This is a genomic window from Pantoea sp. SORGH_AS_0659, from assembly GCF_031453915.1.
Lineage (GTDB): Bacteria > Pseudomonadota > Gammaproteobacteria > Enterobacterales > Enterobacteriaceae > Pantoea > Pantoea leporis.
In genome coordinates this window covers 2,018,514-2,034,377 of the sequence record NZ_JAVJAK010000001.1, presented here as the reverse complement: position 1 = coordinate 2,034,377, position 15,864 = coordinate 2,018,514, and the positions used below count along the sequence as shown (strand labels likewise).

At 52.5% G+C, this 15,864-nt stretch carries 18 protein-coding genes; 8 read left to right on the top strand and 10 right to left on the bottom strand.

Annotated features, from left to right (window positions below; translation table 11 throughout):
- Positions 1-42 precede the first annotated feature (42 nt).
- The gene (gene ompW / locus Q3H59_RS09505) at positions 43-675 is read right to left on the bottom strand and encodes an outer membrane protein OmpW (protein WP_309834471.1); all 633 of its coding nucleotides are present in this window, start codon (positions 673-675) and stop codon (positions 43-45) included.
- Positions 676-921: 246 nt separating this feature from the next.
- Between ompW and Q3H59_RS09500 the strand changes: the two genes are divergently transcribed.
- The 4 genes from Q3H59_RS09500 to yciA are packed head-to-tail and all read left to right on the top strand — an operon-like array spanning position 922 to position 3,172.
- Positions 922-1,338: a YkgJ family cysteine cluster protein gene (locus tag Q3H59_RS09500; RefSeq protein WP_101764256.1), complete on the top strand. Its 417-nt coding sequence runs from the start codon at positions 922-924 to the stop codon at positions 1,336-1,338.
- 27 nt (positions 1,339-1,365) lie between these two features.
- A complete protein-coding gene (locus Q3H59_RS09495) occupies positions 1,366-2,100 on the top strand; it encodes a YciC family protein (protein ID WP_101764255.1) in 735 nt (244 codons plus the stop codon).
- Positions 2,101-2,158: 58 nt separating this feature from the next.
- Positions 2,159-2,698, top strand: coding sequence for a septation protein A (locus Q3H59_RS09490; RefSeq protein WP_008106564.1), 540 nt, complete (start codon positions 2,159-2,161; stop codon positions 2,696-2,698).
- Between the two features lie 54 nt (positions 2,699-2,752).
- Complete coding sequence (yciA, locus tag Q3H59_RS09485; RefSeq protein WP_007892397.1) at positions 2,753-3,172, top strand: acyl-CoA thioester hydrolase YciA; 420 nt, start codon at positions 2,753-2,755, stop codon at positions 3,170-3,172.
- A gap of 54 nt (positions 3,173-3,226) precedes the next feature.
- Here yciA and tonB read toward each other — a convergent pair whose 3' ends face one another.
- Positions 3,227-3,955, bottom strand: coding sequence for a TonB system transport protein TonB (tonB, locus tag Q3H59_RS09480; protein ID WP_192411714.1), 729 nt, complete (start codon positions 3,953-3,955; stop codon positions 3,227-3,229).
- A gap of 205 nt (positions 3,956-4,160) precedes the next feature.
- On the opposite strand from tonB, the gene Q3H59_RS09475 reads away from it, so the two are divergent.
- The gene (locus Q3H59_RS09475) at positions 4,161-4,457 is read left to right on the top strand and encodes a YciI family protein (protein ID WP_101764253.1); all 297 of its coding nucleotides are present in this window, start codon (positions 4,161-4,163) and stop codon (positions 4,455-4,457) included.
- A 3-nt stretch (positions 4,458-4,460) separates the two neighbouring features.
- Positions 4,461-4,631 carry a hypothetical protein gene (locus Q3H59_RS09470; RefSeq protein WP_309834467.1) on the top strand — a complete coding sequence of 57 codons (171 nt, stop codon included), beginning with the start codon at positions 4,461-4,463 and terminating at the stop codon, positions 4,629-4,631.
- A 16-nt stretch (positions 4,632-4,647) separates the two neighbouring features.
- Here Q3H59_RS09470 and Q3H59_RS09465 read toward each other — a convergent pair whose 3' ends face one another.
- Positions 4,648-4,821 (bottom strand): YciY family protein, encoded by a 174-nt coding sequence (locus Q3H59_RS09465; RefSeq protein ID WP_137385893.1) that lies wholly within the window; start codon positions 4,819-4,821, stop codon positions 4,648-4,650.
- 162 nt (positions 4,822-4,983) lie between these two features.
- On the opposite strand from Q3H59_RS09465, the gene cls reads away from it, so the two are divergent.
- Positions 4,984-6,444 carry a cardiolipin synthase gene (cls, locus tag Q3H59_RS09460; protein WP_101764252.1) on the top strand — a complete coding sequence of 487 codons (1,461 nt, stop codon included), beginning with the start codon at positions 4,984-4,986 and terminating at the stop codon, positions 6,442-6,444.
- Positions 6,445-6,481: 37 nt separating this feature from the next.
- Positions 6,482-6,811, top strand: coding sequence for an HI1450 family dsDNA-mimic protein (locus Q3H59_RS09455; RefSeq protein ID WP_271459703.1), 330 nt, complete (start codon positions 6,482-6,484; stop codon positions 6,809-6,811).
- 43 nt (positions 6,812-6,854) lie between these two features.
- Here the strand turns inward: Q3H59_RS09455 and oppF are convergent, their stop codons facing one another.
- From oppF to Q3H59_RS09420, 7 genes are all read right to left on the bottom strand, one after another.
- A complete protein-coding gene (gene oppF, locus Q3H59_RS09450) occupies positions 6,855-7,859 on the bottom strand; it encodes a murein tripeptide/oligopeptide ABC transporter ATP binding protein OppF (protein WP_101764250.1) in 1,005 nt (334 codons plus the stop codon).
- Positions 7,856-8,875, bottom strand: a complete 1,020-nt coding sequence (locus tag Q3H59_RS09445; protein WP_101764249.1) for an ABC transporter ATP-binding protein — start codon at positions 8,873-8,875, stop codon at positions 7,856-7,858. Before Q3H59_RS09445 ends, oppF begins: the two co-directional genes overlap by 4 nt.
- Positions 8,876-8,886: 11 nt before the next feature.
- On the bottom strand, positions 8,887-9,795 hold the full coding sequence (gene oppC / locus Q3H59_RS09440; protein ID WP_008106577.1) for an oligopeptide ABC transporter permease OppC: 909 nt from the start codon (positions 9,793-9,795) through the stop codon (positions 8,887-8,889).
- 15 nt (positions 9,796-9,810) lie between these two features.
- Positions 9,811-10,731: an oligopeptide ABC transporter permease OppB gene (gene oppB / locus Q3H59_RS09435; RefSeq protein WP_007892378.1), complete on the bottom strand. Its 921-nt coding sequence runs from the start codon at positions 10,729-10,731 to the stop codon at positions 9,811-9,813.
- An 80-nt stretch (positions 10,732-10,811) separates the two neighbouring features.
- Complete coding sequence (gene oppA, locus Q3H59_RS09430; RefSeq protein ID WP_309834458.1) at positions 10,812-12,452, bottom strand: oligopeptide ABC transporter substrate-binding protein OppA; 1,641 nt, start codon at positions 12,450-12,452, stop codon at positions 10,812-10,814.
- A gap of 159 nt (positions 12,453-12,611) precedes the next feature.
- A complete protein-coding gene (locus tag Q3H59_RS09425) occupies positions 12,612-14,246 on the bottom strand; it encodes an ABC transporter substrate-binding protein (RefSeq protein ID WP_309834456.1) in 1,635 nt (544 codons plus the stop codon).
- A 573-nt stretch (positions 14,247-14,819) separates the two neighbouring features.
- The gene (locus tag Q3H59_RS09420; protein WP_008106584.1) at positions 14,820-15,467 is read right to left on the bottom strand and encodes a YchE family NAAT transporter; all 648 of its coding nucleotides are present in this window, start codon (positions 15,465-15,467) and stop codon (positions 14,820-14,822) included.
- Between the last annotated feature and the right edge of the window lie 397 nt (positions 15,468-15,864).

Here is a 15,864-nt window from a genome sequence, read left to right as displayed (position 1 = left end):
ACGGGCGACCTTCTGGTCGCCCGCTTCATTTCTGGTTGCCGATTAGAATCGATATCCCGCACCAAAGAAGAACACCCACGGATCGATACGCGTGTTGATGTTTTGCTGCTCACCGCCAGCTTTAAATTTCACTTCGGTATCAATATCCATGTACCACAGCGAGGCATTCAGCATCCAGTCGCGGTTGATTTGATAATCCAGACCGACCTGGCCCGCCATGCCCCACGAGTCTTTCACGCTCAGGTCGCTTAATCCGGCATCCTCACCCGTTTGGTTGAATTTGGCATCGTAGAAGGTGGTGTAGTTGATACCGACGCCAACGTACGGGCGGACTTTACTTTTGCTATCAAAGAAATAGTACTGCGCCATTAAGGTCGGCGGCAGCTGACGCACGGTGGCCAGATTACCGGTGGCGCCCATTCCAACCTTATGACGGAACGGGGTTGCAGCCAGCAGCTCAACGCCGATGTTATCCGTTGCCATATAGGTGAAGGTCAAGCCCAGCTGCGTATCGTTGCTAACGTTAAAGCCGCCCATACCCAGCACATTGTCAGAGCCTTCAGTCGGACGAACGGTGGCGCTACCTGCACGCATAAAGAAATCACCGGCTTCATGAGCCAGAGCCAGTTGCGGAATTGCCAGCGCCATCAGCAGTGCGCATTTTGCCAGTTTCATAATCACTCCTTTGCCAAATAAAGATGGGTCTCAATGTTGAATGCGGCACAACATTTACCCCTTTTTTGGTAAAAGATCATCTGCATCAATCTAAATTAATCACTTAAAAAACAATGAATTGATTCAGATCAATTTTGGCTTTACAGCGCGTAATAAAAGTCCGCTTGCGAAAATTTTTCGCCGTGACTATTTTAACTTTCCCCTGTGTGATTTTGGTTCGATACCTTAAAGGTGGCGGGCGATCAGATGAGCGATTCACTAAATCCTTGCGTGACCTGTGGCGCATGCTGCGCGCACTTCCGTGTCTCTTTTTACTGGGCCGAAGCCGATGATGGCGCCGGTGCTGTTCCCGTTGAATTAACAGAACCGTTAACCCCATTTATGCGCAATATGCGCGGCACCAACCAACGCCAGCCGCGCTGTATTGCGCTGCAGGGCGACGTCGGCGGCTGCGTCTCCTGCGGTATTTATCAGCAGCGCCCTTCGCCCTGTCGGGAGTTTTCGATGTCCGGCGAGAACGGTGAACAGAACGAAGCTTGCGATCGCGCCCGTGCTCGCTACGGTCTTCCTGCGCTTTTTCACCCTTCTTTACCTGTTATGACAGAAAGTTATCCCAATGCGGGTGCCAGCACGCCAGTAGAACATGTACAATCGCCGGGTTAATTAATCCGGTTCTTTCAAGGAGTTTACATGTCTATCACGGCAAGCTCGTTATACCGTGACACAGGAAATTTTTTGCGCCATCAGCTGGTTACTATTTTACTGCTGGCGCTGCTGACCTCGTTCATTACTGTGATCGTCGGCCACGCGTTAACGCCAGGTGAAGACCAGCTCTCGTTGTTGAGCCAGTCCGATGACAGCGCATCGTCGCTGTTTGAGCTGGTACAAAATATGTCTCCGGATCAGCAGCGTATTTTGCTGCGCGCTTCCGCTGCAGGCACGTTCGCTGCGTTGATTGGCAACACGCTGCTGCTGGGTGGCATGCTGCTTCTAATCCCAATGGTATCGGGCGGACAACGCGTCAGCGCGCTGCGCGCTATTGGCGCATCTGCGCCCATCCTGCCAAAGCTGCTGCTGCAGACCTTCCTGATCACCCTGCTGGTTCAATTGGGCTTTATGGTGCTGATGGTACCGGGCGTGATTCTGGCGATCCTGTTTTCACTGGCACCGGTGATTCTCGCCAATGAGAAGCTCGGCGTGATTGGCGCGATGCGTGCCAGCATGCGTCTCGCCTGGAAGAATATTAAGGTTATCGCACCAGCTATTGTGCTGTGGCTGCTGGCCAAAATTGTGCTGATGTTCTTCTTTTCATCGCTGACCGTGCTGCCCGCCAATATCGCCTCCGTGGTGTTGAACGCGCTGGGTAACCTGGTCTCCGCAGTGCTGATTATCTATCTGTACCGGCTGTATATGCTGTTACGTTAATCGTTATGGCGCTCACCCGGGCGCCATAACTGTACGCTCCTGCCTATTTGGAAACGCTATGAAGCAGTTACTCGATTTTCTTCCCCTGGTGGTTTTCTTCATCTTCTACAAGCTGTACGACATCTTTGTCGCCTCCGGCGCACTGATCGTTGCCACCGGTCTGGCGCTGGTCGTCAGTTGGGTGCTCTACCGCAAGCTGGAAAAAATGACCATTTTTACCTTTGTGCTGGTCGCGGTATTCGGCACGCTGACGCTGGTGTTCCATAACGATGAATTCATCAAATGGAAAGTCACGGTGATCTATTCGCTGTTTGCCGTCGCGCTGCTCTACAGCCAGTGGTTTATGAAGCAACCGCTGATTCAAACCATGCTGGGCAAAGAGTTACAACTGCCTTCAGGCGTGTGGCGCAATCTCAACATTGCCTGGGCAATCTTCTTTCTCGCCTGCGGCTTAGCGAATATTTATGTTGCGTTTTGGTTATCGCAGGAATTTTGGGTTAACTTTAAGGTGTTCGGTCTGACCGGCCTGACCCTACTCTTTACCCTGTTAAGCGGCGTGTATATCTGGCGACAGATGCCGCAACAAGAACAAAAATAATGCCACTCCGCCCGACAGCGTCGGGCTTCTCTTCACCTGCAGAAGAACTGAGCAATGGACGAAAAACATAAGTCGCCGCAAGGCGAGATGGTGTTGCGTACCCTGGCCATGCCAGCGGATACCAATGCCAACGGAGATATCTTTGGTGGCTGGTTGATGTCGCAGATGGACATGGGCGGCGCAATTAAGGCGAAAGAGATTGCCGAAGGACGTGTCGTCACCGTGCGCGTGGACGGAATGACGTTCCTTAAACCGGTGGCGGTTGGCGATGTGGTGAGCTGCTACGCACGCTGCATCCGCACCGGCAACAGTTCCATGACCATAAACGTCGAAGTGTGGATCAAGAAAGTGTCGTCCGAACCGATTGGACAGACCTACTGCGCAACCGAAGCGGTGTTTGTCTACGTCGCCGTCGACAATACCGGGCAATCTCGCCCGCTGCCGCCCGGCAGAAGCAATTTAAGCGATCTGTAACATTAAAAAAGCGGTCATCTGACCGCTTTCTTTTTACCTCTCAGCCACGAGTGCTCATTCGATATTGGCGCCACCATTGATGCGGAATACGATGTTCATGGTGAGATTCTTGCCTGGACGACCTGGCTGATAACGCCACTTCTTCATCGCCTGCTTCACTTCGCGCTCGAACATGTTGCGCGGTTCTGCCGACAAAATCTGGACGTTATCCACACGACCGTCGCTATCAACGTCAAACTGCACCCGCACACGTCCCTCAACACGCAGCGCGAACGCACGTGCCGGATAGGCAGGCTTGCTGACGCTCATCGCTTTCGGACCATCTGAGATGCTCGGCGTTGCGGTCGGATTGGCTTTCGGCGCGGTTGTTGGACGCGTCTGCGTGGTTGCCGCTTCCTGCTTAAACGGATTTTCCTGCGGCTTCACTTGCTGACGCGGTTTCGGCTCAACCTTCTTTTCAACCTTTGGCTTCGGTTTAGGTTTTGGCTTCGGCTTAGGCTCCGGCTTAGGAATCGGTACCGGCTCAACCTTCGGCGGCTCTGGCGCCACTTCAGGCTCCGGCTCAGGTTCAGGTGGCGGCGGCGTGACCTGAGCAGGCGCAGGTTCGGGTTGCACTTCCGGAGCCACCAGCGAAACGCTGATAGGCTGGGACGCTTTTGGAACTTCAATCACCTGATGAAAAGATGCATAGAGAATGCCAGCGATCAACGAACCGTGAAGTACCACGGATAAAATTACAGCAATGGGGGTACGTGAAGGTAAAGGCGTAGTCAACGTGGTCATATCATTCATGTTCATTGAGTGAAGCGCAGATTTTAAATGCAAATAGCAATCAGTTTCAATAAGCGATGTGCAAGCGCCCCGCAGAAAGGTCTTTTTTAACCCTGATTGCGCTGAATGACAGCGTATTTATCTTTCGTTTGCACTCTGATTAACGATCACTTAACGTGTCACGCAATTTCGGCAAGTCTAACGGGAGTATCCCATCGTGCTTTACGTCATTTATGCGGAAGATACCGCTGATTCACTGGAAAAACGCAACTCGGTACGTCCCGCGCATCTTGCTCGTTTGAAGCTGTTGCAAGATGAAGGTCGACTGATTGCTGCGGGTCCGCTGCCAGCAGTTGACAGCAACGATCCAGGCCCGGCCGGTTTCAGCGGTTCCGTGATCATCGCCGAATTCTCTTCGCTGGAAGTCGCGGAATCATGGGCCAAGGATGATCCCTACATTGCCGCAGGCGTGTATGAGAAAGTCGCGGTCAAACCGTTCAAACGCGTTTTCTAATCTATGTGGTTGTCAGTTTTACTGCTGGTGATAGCATTCGCTTTCATCGGCAGAGCACTTTGGCTATGGCGTCAGCAAGGCTGGCGCAACGCTCGTCAGCACGTTGTGATGTTAATTGTGCTGGCAGCGGCAGTAGAGATGGTCAATGTCATCCGGGTGCTACGCGGCGCATGATGGCCGCGTAAACCCATCAGTCCATTTGCGAGATAAACAGGATGGAGCGGCGATGTTGCTGCGCCACCTGATGACGAATGGTATGGATGCGCTTATAACGACGCGACTGCCCTTCCAGCCAGCGAGAACGACGACGGTGTACCTGCCGTAACATTCTCCAGCGCGCCACTTCATTTTTGCTGCGTCTCATCACATCCTCTCAGACAGGCTAAACTCGGCAGGCATTATAAAGATCTGCCAGGAAATGCCAAATCGAAAGCTTCATCGAAACGTCATTCACGATTAAAGGTTTCACTCCCTGTGATCAGCACGTAAACTTTGCACAACAAAGCGCGAACAGGACGTCCACTTAATGACCACATTTTATACCCTAATCAGTTGGTTGCTGCTGTTTGGTTACTGGCTGCTGATTGCGGGTGTCACGCTACGTATTCTGATGAAACGCCGCGCAGTCACCTCAGCAATGGCCTGGCTGCTGATCATCTACATTCTACCGCTGGTGGGTATAATCGCTTATCTCTCTTTTGGTGAGCTGCATTTAGGTAAAAGGCGTGCCGAACGCGCGCGCACCATGTGGCCCTCCACCGCCAAATGGCTTAACGATCTCAAACAGTGCCGTCATATCTTCGCCACTGAACACAGCGACGTGGCGCGGTCCCTGTTTGATTTGTGCCGCCATCGTCAGGGCATCGCCGGCGTGAAAGGTAATCAGCTGCAGTTGCTGACCAACTCCGATGACGTGATGCACGCACTGATCCGTGATATCCAGCTGGCACGGCATAATATCGAGATGGTGTTCTATATCTGGCATCCCGGCGGGCTGGCCGATGAAGTGGCGGAATCGCTGATGGCCGCATCGCGTCGCGGTGTACATTGCCGTTTGATGCTGGATTCAGCGGGCAGCGTCACCTTCTTCCGCAGTCCGTGGGTCAACATGATGCGCAATGCCGGCATCGACGTGGTTGAAGCATTGCAGGTAAGCCTGCTGCGTGTTTTCCTGCGCCGCATGGACTTGCGACAGCATCGTAAAGTGGTGCTGATCGATAACTACATCGCTTATACCGGCAGCATGAATCTGGTTGATCCACGCTTCTTTAAGCAGGAAGCCGGCGTGGGCCAATGGATTGACCTGATGGCGCGCATGGAAGGCCCGGTGGCAACCACCATGGGCATTGTGTATGCCTGCGACTGGGAGATTGAAACCGGTAAACGCATTCTGCCGCCCGCGCCGGATGGCAACGTGATGCCCTTCGAACAGGAGAGCGGGCATACCATTCAGGTGATCGCTTCTGGGCCCGGCTTTCCGGAAGATATGATCCATCAGGCGTTACTCACAGCGGTCTACTCCGCGCGTCAGCAGCTGATTATGACCACGCCCTACTTTGTGCCGAGCGATGACCTGCTGCACGCCATCTGTACCGCAGCGTTACGCGGTGTGGAAGTGAGCATCATTGTGCCGCGCCATAATGATTCGCTGCTGGTAGGCTGGGCGAGTCGTGCCTTCTTCACCGAACTGCTGGAAGCCGGCGTGAAGATTTACCAGTTTGAAGATGGCCTATTGCATACCAAAAGTGTGCTGGTTGACGGGCAGCTGAGTTTGGTCGGCACGGTTAATCTGGATATGCGCAGCCTGTGGCTCAACTTTGAGATCACCTTGGTGGTTGATGATGACGGCTTTGGCAGCGATCTCGCTACCGTGCAGGATGATTACATCGCCCGCTCACGCTTACTGGATGGTGCTCGCTGGGCTAAACGTGCCTGGTGGCAACGTATCGTTGAACGACTGTTTTACTTCTTTAGTCCTTTACTGTAAAACGAGCGAAAATATTACCGCCTCAGGGCAAGCAGGAATGACCATGGATTTAAATAATCGCCTTACTGAAGATGAAACGCTGGAGCAGGCTTACGATATTTTTCTTGAGCTGGCTGGCGACAATCTCGATCCCGCTGACATTATTCTGTTCAATCTGCAGTTTGAAGAGCGCGGTGGCGCGGAACTGTTCGATCCTGCGGAAGACTGGCAGGAACATGTTGATTTCGATCTCAACCCAGACTTCTTCGCAGAAGTGGTGATTGGATTAGGTGAAGCCGACGGCGAGCCGATCACTGATGTGTTTGCACGCGTCCTGCTTTGCCGCGAGAAAAATCACAAACTCTGCCACATCCTGTGGCGCGAGTAAGCGACAGACAAAAAAACGCCGGGCGATTGCCCGGCGTTTTCATTTACAGCGGATCGACTTTTAAACAAGAGACCGCATGACGGAAGCTGCCTTCCAGCAGCGGCCGGGTTTTCGCGCACTCTGGTCCGGCAATCGGGCAACGGGTGCGGAACACGCATCCCGATGGCGGATTGATCGGCGATGGCAGCTCTCCTTCCAGCAGCTGGATTTGCTTGTTCTTCTCCAGGTCCGGATCGGGAATCGGCACCGCTGACATCAGCGCGCGGGTGTACGGATGCTGCGGATTGTTATACACCGCATCGTAAGTACCCAGCTCAACCGCATGCCCGAGATACATCACCAGCACGCGATCCGAGATGTGTTTTACCACCGCCAAATCGTGTGCGATAAAGATCAGTGACAGCCCCATTTCTCGCTGCAATTGCTGCAACAGGTTAACGACCTGCGCCTGAATCGACACGTCCAGCGCCGATACCGGCTCATCGCAGATGATCAGCTTCGGCTCGAGAATCAGCGCCCGCGCGATGCCAATACGCTGACACTGGCCGCCCGAGAACTCGTGCGGATAGCGGTTGATGAGGTTAGGTAACAACCCAACCTTCATCATCATGGTTTTCACCTTATCCTTCACTTGCTGGCCCGGCATCTTCGGGTAATAGGTGCGCAGCGGTTCCGCAATGATATCGCCAATGGTCATACGCGGATTGAGCGATGCCAGCGGATCCTGGAAAATCATCTGGATATCGCTGCGCGCCTGACGCCATTGCTCCTGGCTTTGCCCGAGCAGATCGCGTCCTAACCAGGCAACGCGCCCTTCTGTGGCTTTTACCAGGCCAATGATGGCGCGGGCCAGCGTTGATTTACCGCAGCCTGATTCGCCTACTACGCCCAACGTTTCACCTTCGTACAAACGCAGGCTGACGCCGTCGACTGCTTTTAGGGTATGCGGTGGCTGCCAGAACCACTGTTTGCCATCCTTAATCTCAAAGTGCACCTTAAGGTCGGCGATCTCCAGCAGGACTTTTTTCTCTTCGACTACGGTGCTCATACTAACTCCTCCACCGGCTTGAAGCAGGCACGTAAGCGACCTTCAGCGAAAGGCTCCAGCGGCGGTGCCTTGGCACAAATGTCCATGGCGTAGGCGCAGCGAGGCTGGAACGGACAGCCTTGCGGCAGGCGCAGCAGGTTTGGCGGGTTGCCTGGAATGGTGGTCAGCGACTCGCCCTCCTCAGCATCCAGACGCGGCACCGCACTCAGCAAGCCAATCGAGTATGGATGGGCAGGATGATAGAACACATCACGTGCACGGCCATATTCCATGGTACGACCGGCGTACATCACCAGCACTTTGTCACAGATACCCGCTACCACGCCGAGATCGTGGGTAATCATCACAATCGCAGTATTGAATTCGCGCTTCAGCTCATTCAGCAGCGTCATGATCTGCGCCTGTACGGTCACGTCGAGCGCCGTAGTCGGCTCATCGGCAATCAGCAGCTTCGGCCGACACAGCAGCGCCATCGCAATCATCACACGCTGACGCATACCGCCCGAGAACTCATGCGGAAACATCTTCATACGCTTACGCGCTTCCGGCATTTTCACCGCATCCAGCATGCGCACCGACTCTTCGAACGCCTGAGCGCTGTTCATGCCTTTATGCAGCTTCAGCACTTCCATTAACTGCTCGCCGACGCGCATGTAAGGGTTAAGCGACGTCATTGGATCCTGGAAGATCATCGCAATCTGCTCTGCGCGCAGTTTGTTGAGCTTGCTTTCCGGCAGATTGAGGATCTCTGCGCCGTTAAATTTCGCTGAACCGCCAATGCGCCCATTTTTTGCCAGCAGCCCCATCAAGGCAAACGCGGTTTGCGATTTCCCCGAGCCGGATTCGCCAACAATGCCCAGAGTTTCACCCGCATGTAGTGAAAAGTTGAGGTCGTTCACAGCGGTGACATCGCCATCGTGGGTGCTAAAGGTGACGCGCAGGTCTTTTACATCAAGCAGCAGGTTATTGTTTCCCGCACGTGCAGCCAGGGCTGGCTGAAATTCATGAATGGTCATCGGGAAACTCCTTAACGATCTTTCGGGTCGAGGGCATCACGCAAGCCATCGCCGATAAAGTTAAAACAGAACAGCGTGACCACGAGGAAACCTGCCGGGAACATCAGTAACCACGGCGACACTTCCATCGAGTTGGCGCCATCGCTCAGCAATGCGCCCCAACTGCTCAGCGGTTCCTGAGTGCCGAGGCCAAGGAAGCTGAGGAAAGATTCGAATAGGATCATGCTCGGCACCAGCAGCGAGGCATACACCACTACTACGCCTAATACGTTTGGCACAATGTGACGCAGCACGATTTTGAAGGTGCTCACACCGCCGACCTGCGCCGCTTCGATGAACTCTTTGCGCTTCAGGCCCAGCGTCTGCCCACGTACGATACGCGCCATATCCAGCCACGACACCATGCCGATCGCCACAAAGATCAGCAGAATGTTGCGACCAAAGAAGGTTACCAGCAGGATAACGAAGAACATGAACGGGAAGGAGTTGAGGATCTCCAGAATACGCATCATCACCGAGTCGATTTTACCGCCCAGATAACCCGCCAGTGAGCCATACAGCGTGCCCACCAGCACCGCGATCAGCGCGGAGGCAATGCCCACCATCAGCGAGATACGGCCACCAATCGCAACACGCACCAGCAGGTCGCGACCCGATGAATCGGTGCCAAACCAGTGGCCGGAGACGGTATCCGGCGCGGCAGACATCATCGCCCAGTCGGTGTCGTCATATTTGAACTGCGACAACATCGGGGCGAACACCACGAACAAAGTGATCACCAGCAGCACCAGCAGGCTGATGAAGGCTGCACGGTTGTGAATAAAGCGGCGACGCGCATCCTGCCAGAGGCTGCGCCCTTCGACTTCCAGTTTTTCACTGAAGGCATCCAGAGCTTCGCTGTTTTTTTTACTTAACATCATGGGCGAGCTCCACAATCAGTAACGGATTTTCGGATCGATCACGGCGTACAGCACATCAACGATCGCGTTAAACAGAATGGTCAGCACGCCAACCAGAATGGTCAGACTCATCACCAGCGAGTAGTCACGGTTCAATGCCCCGTTAACGAACAGCTGGCCGATGCCCGGCAAACCATAGATGGATTCAATCACCATGGAACCGGTGATGATGCCGACAAACGCCGGTCCCATATAGGAAAGCACCGGCAACATGGCAGGCTTCAGCGCGTGACGCAGCACGATACGACGCAATGGCAGTCCTTTAGCGCGCGCGGTACGGATGAAGTTTGAATGCATCACTTCAATCATCGAACCACGGGTAATACGCGCGATGCTGGCGATGTAGGCCAGCGACAGCGCCACCATCGGCAGCAACATGTAATTCCATTGGCCGCCGTTCCAGCCGCCGCCTGGTAGCCAGCGTAAGGTAATCGCAAACACCAGCACCAGTAACGGTGCCACGACAAAGCTGGGGATCACCACGCCGGTCATCGCGACCCCCATCACGGCATAATCCCACAAACTGTTTTGCTTCAGGGCGGCGATCACGCCAGCCGTTACGCCCAGCACCACGGCGAGGAAGAAGGCAGCCAGACCAAGTTTGGCTGACACCGGGAAGGCGTGGCCGACCAGATAATTGACCGAGTAATCTTTGTATTTAAACGAAGGGCCAAAGTCGCCATGTGCCAACTGCACCAGGTAGCTCAGGTACTGTTTGCCAATGGGATCGTTGAGATGGTACTTCGCTTCGATATTCGCCATCACTTCCGGCGAGAGGACACGTTCGCCGGTAAATGGACTGCCGGGTGCCAGTCGCATCATAAAGAAAGAGATGGTGATGAGGATAAACAGCGTCGGGATGGCTTCAAGGAGCCGACGCAGGATGAATTTTAACATTGCCGTACCTACCAGGCTGTTGCTTCACAAAGTAAAAAGGCGGTGCCGCAGCACCGCCACTGTCGATAGCCTGAGTGCTATTAATGTTTAATGATATACAGGTTTTTATCGACGGTTTTATCCAGCGGATCGTTGCCGGTGTAACCGCCCACGTAAGGTTTCACCAAACGCGCATTGACGTAGTAGTAAACCGGTACAATGGTGCTGTCTTTATCCAGAATCTGCTCAGCTTTCTGATAATCCGCTACGCGCGCTTTATCGTCTGTGGCTTTAACCGCATCGTGAATAACTTTATCGAAGTCAGCGCTTTTGTAGTGCGAGGTGTTACTGCTGCTGTCAGACAGCATGATGTTCAGGAATGAAGTCGGTTCGTTGTAATCCGCACACCATGCCGCACGAGAGACATCAAAGTTGCCCTGATGACGCGTGTCGAGGAAGGTTTTCCACTCCTGGTTTTCCAGCTTGATGTTCACGCCGATGTTTTTCTTCCAGATAGATGAGGCGGCGATCGCCAGTTTTTTGTGCAGATCGGAGGTGTTGTACAGCAGGTTGAAGGTCAGCGGTTTATCCGCGGTGTAACCCGCTTCAGCCAGCAGCTTTTTCGCTTCTTCGTTACGCTTGTTCTGATCCCACGTGAACCAATCCGGCGGCAGCAGCTCCATGCCATCGGTGGCTGGCGGGGTGAAGCTGTAAGCCGGTTGCTGACCTTGCGCCAGAACCTTGTTTACCATGATGTCGCGATCCAGACCGAGTTTCAGCGCGGTACGCACGCGTGGATCGGTGAATGGCGCTTTCTGGTTATTGATTTCGTAGTAATAGGTGCACAGGTATGGCTTGACCATCAACTCTTTGCCGTTGTCACGCTGCAGTTTTTTGAACAGCTCGATAGGCATGTTGTTGTAAGTGATATCGCTGCCGTTCTCAGAGAAGTAACGGTTAACATCGCTGACTTCGGAGTTAATTGGCAGGAAGGTGACTTTGTTCAGCACGGTGTGCTCGTTATCCCAATATTGCGGGTTACGCACCAGCGTTACGCGTTCGTTGATCACGTGGGATTCAAGTTTAAAGGCGCCGTTACCGACCCAGTTTTGCGGTTGAGTCCACTGATCGCCAAATTTGTCGATCGCCGGCTTATACACCGGAGACATCACGGAGTTGATCAGCAGCTTATAGAAGTAGGGTACGGGCTCGCTCAGGGTCACTTCCAGTGTGTGATCGTCGATGGCTTTTACACCCAGCTCGGAAGTTGGCTTTTTACCGGCGATGATGTCGTCAACATTGACGATGTGGCCGTATTGCGGATAGCTGGCGTAAGGCGATGCGGTTTTCGGATCGACCAGACGCTGCCAGCTATATACGAAATCTTGTGCAGTAACCGGCTCACCGTTGGACCATTTAGCGTTCTTGCGCAGGTGGAAAGTCCAGACTTTGAAATCTTTGTTTTCCCAGCTTTCCGCCACGCCCGGTACCGGTTTGCCATCACTGTCGCTGGTGATTAAACCTTCATACAGATCACGTGCGATGTTGTCTTCGGGTACACCTTCAATCTTGTGGGGATCCAGCGACTGTACTTCATCGCCGTTACCGCGAACCAGTTCCTGTTTTGCTGCCAATTCAACGCCTGCTGGCACTGTTGCTGCCAGCGCGGCATTCCCTGCCAGCGCGCCGATTGCGGCTAATACGCCCGCGGCAATCAGGCTTTTTTTTGTGATGTTGTTCATTATTACGCTCCAGTTTTATTATCTTTACCGGGTCGATTTAACGCCCGGCGTACCCCGTTTCCAGGTGATCTTCGCGTGTCTGAACGAAGACCCTAATCACCCTTCAGGGTTTACCACGGTAAAGTGCCGCCCGACTGTAGCGCCGGATCGGCCCATTACTCAATGTTTCTTTATGTAATAGTATTTCAACGCCAGCATGTCCTGCGGATCTTTGCCGGTAAAACCACCCACCCAGGGTTTTACCAACCGCACGCTAACGCGGTAATAGACAGGTACGATTGGCGAGTCTTTATCGAGTTGCGCTTCCGCCTGCTGATAAAGCGAGGCGCGCTTTGCTTCGTCTGCGCTGGTTAATGTTTGCTGCATCAACTGGTCAAACGCCGGGCTGTGGTAAAACGCGGTGTTATTGGATGAACCGCTCAACAGCATATTCAGGAAGGTAGAAGGTTCGTTGTAATCTGCGCACCATGTGGCGCGTACCACGTCATACTGCGCCTGATGGCGCGTCTCCAGCAGCGTTTTCCACTCCTGGTTCTGCAATGTCACCACCGCCCCCAAATTTTTCTGCCACATCGAGGCCGCAGCAATCGCCTGTCGCTTGTTTTGTTCGGAGGTGTTGTACAGCAGCGTAAAACGCAGCGGGTTTTGCTGATTAAAGCCGGCATCGGCTAATAACTGTTTGGCGCTGGCATTACGCTCGGACTGCGTTTGTTGCGCCCAGGCCGGTGGGGAAAGCGTGATACCGTGGGTAAACGGCGGCGTCAATCCGTAGGCAGGAATCTGGCCCTGGCCCATGATCTTCTGCGCAATGATGTCGCGATTGAGGGTTAACTTTAGCGCGGCGCGTACGCGCGCGTCATCGAATGGCGCTTTTTTGTTATTAATTTCGTAATAGAAGGTGCACAGCAGTGGGCTAATTTTGACCTCATCGCCGAGATCCTGCTGTAACTTTTTGAACATTTCCGGCGGCACCACGCTGTTGGTCATATCGGTGCCACCGCTGCGATAGCGGTTGATATCGCTGTTCTCTGAGGAGAGCGGTAAAAATACGCCCTCTTCTATCACCGTGTGGGTATTATCCCAATACTGTGGATTGCGTTTCACCACGATTTTTTCATTTACCAACCACTCCGCGAGTGTAAAAGCGCCATTGCCAACATAGTGTTGCGGCTGTGTCCACTGCTCGCCCCACTGCTCTATCGCCGGACGATAGACCGGTTTCATCGCGCTGTGAGCCAGCATGGCAACAAAGTAGGGAACGGGTTCAGAAAGGGTGACTTGCAGATGACGATCGTCGAGGGCTTTAATGCCGAGTTCAGACGGTGCGGCTTTGCCAGACAGAATGGCGTCAACGTTCGCCACATGCGCAGCCTGTAAGTAGCTGGCGTAAGGCGAAGCAGTTTTAGGATCGGCCAGGCGCTGCCAGCTGTAGACGAAATCCTGAGCAGTAACAGCCTGGCCGTTACTCCAGCGCGCATCGTCACGCAGCGTGAAAATCCAGATGCGCCCTTCTTCGCTTTGCCATTGCTTAGCGACACCGGGGACGAGTTGACCGTTATTATCGGTTTCAACCAAGCCTTCCAGTAAATTACGCATGACATTGGATTCCGGCACGCCTTCTGCTTTCTGCGGATCAAGCGTTGCCACCTCACTGCCATTATTAATCACGATACGCTGTAATTCAGATAATTGCGTGCCCGCGGGAATTTGGGCTGCCTGGCTTGCTGCCAGTGCGCCTGTAAGGCAGAGGGCAAGCACTGAACGTACTGCCGTTTTCGCTACCATGCATTTCATCAACAAATATCAACCTTAATCATAAGCCTGATAGCCTGCAAGCAAGAAGCGTACACATTTGTCACTATCATATAAAAAATTTGTGATGTGCCGAAAATTATCAGAACAGATGCCCGCACGCCAAAGCTAAACTGCAAAAATGTTAGCAGATTCTCTTTTATCACGTTCGGGTGAGTAGGAAAAGTGTTAATTCTTTTATTGAATAATCGATTAACCAAATGATTTTAAAGTTATTTGTAGGATAACTGCATGTAATTTACTCGTTATTGTTCTTTCAATATGATTTTTACGAATTCGACTATAAAATTAGCCATTATCCGCATAAAGAGTCATCGATTAACTTATCAACTTTTCTCAAATGCTAATTTCAAAGATATGTGCAGAACAATTATCTGTGACGATTATCACAGTTTAGTGTGAGGTTTTACTCGGATGGGATGAGGATAGTAGTAAAAGTGATGCTGGACGTTTGCAGTTAAGGCTAATGAATAAATTAACCAAAATGGTGCAATAAAATGAAGATATGCACCATTTTGGATCGTGAAATCTCTTAAAAGAAAAAAATAACTTCGTTTAATTCAGCAAACCAGGAAAAATAGATTTCATACCTGTAACAATAAACTCGATGCCCAACGCCATTAACAACAAGCCCATAATACGGGTAATCACGTTAATCCCGGTTTGTCCAAGCACCCGCACCATCAACGGTGCTGCGCGGAACAGCAGCCAACAGCAAAAGGCGAAAATGGCAATCGCGATACTAAAACCAATTAAGTTCTGCCAGCTGTGATAACGCGTACTCCAGACAATGGTTGAACTAATTGCACCGGGACCAGCCATTAACGGTAACGCTAGCGGTACCACGCCAATGCTTTCGCGAATAGCGCTCTCTGACTTCTCCTGCTTGTTCTGCTTATCCTCACCCAGTTTTCCGCTGATCATCGACATCGCGATAGTGACCACCAGAATACCGCCAGCAATACGGAATGAATCTATCGAAATGCCAAACAGATGCAGGATGCCATCGCCAAGAAACAGTGACGTCCAGAGGATGATGGCCACAGCCAGGTTGGCGGTAAGATTGGTTTTATTTCGTTCAACCACCGCCTGATAGCTGGTCATGCTGATAAAGACCGGGATGATACCTACCGGATTTACCAGGGCAAACAAACCGACAAAAAACTTAATGTAGCCGGAAAGATCGAGTAGCACGGGATTCAAAGTGGGCTCCGGTAAAGTCTGAGTAGAAAAGCGCGCTTAATGTAGTGCATAAGCCGGGCGAAAAACCAGAGGTGGCGGCAGAAATTTATGCTATCCGTCTGGCTTTGAGCCAGTTTATTTAGCTGCTGTTAACCGTTGGTTATTGCGATGCAGCCGATGCGTGCAGAATATGTGGCACATCGCGCTAACTTTACTTGCGAAAGTTAGTGCTGAAAGGTGTCAGCTTAGATCCGGATTGATCTGCATCAAAATTTACCTACCTCATCAGGGGTAATCTTACCCCGTCGAAACAACTTCCTGACGCTTAAGTATCTTGACCAGGAAACCCTTTTAGTAAGCAACGGCAATACAGACGCCAACCTGACCAATATATAAGCATAGCGTGACTATACTTCTG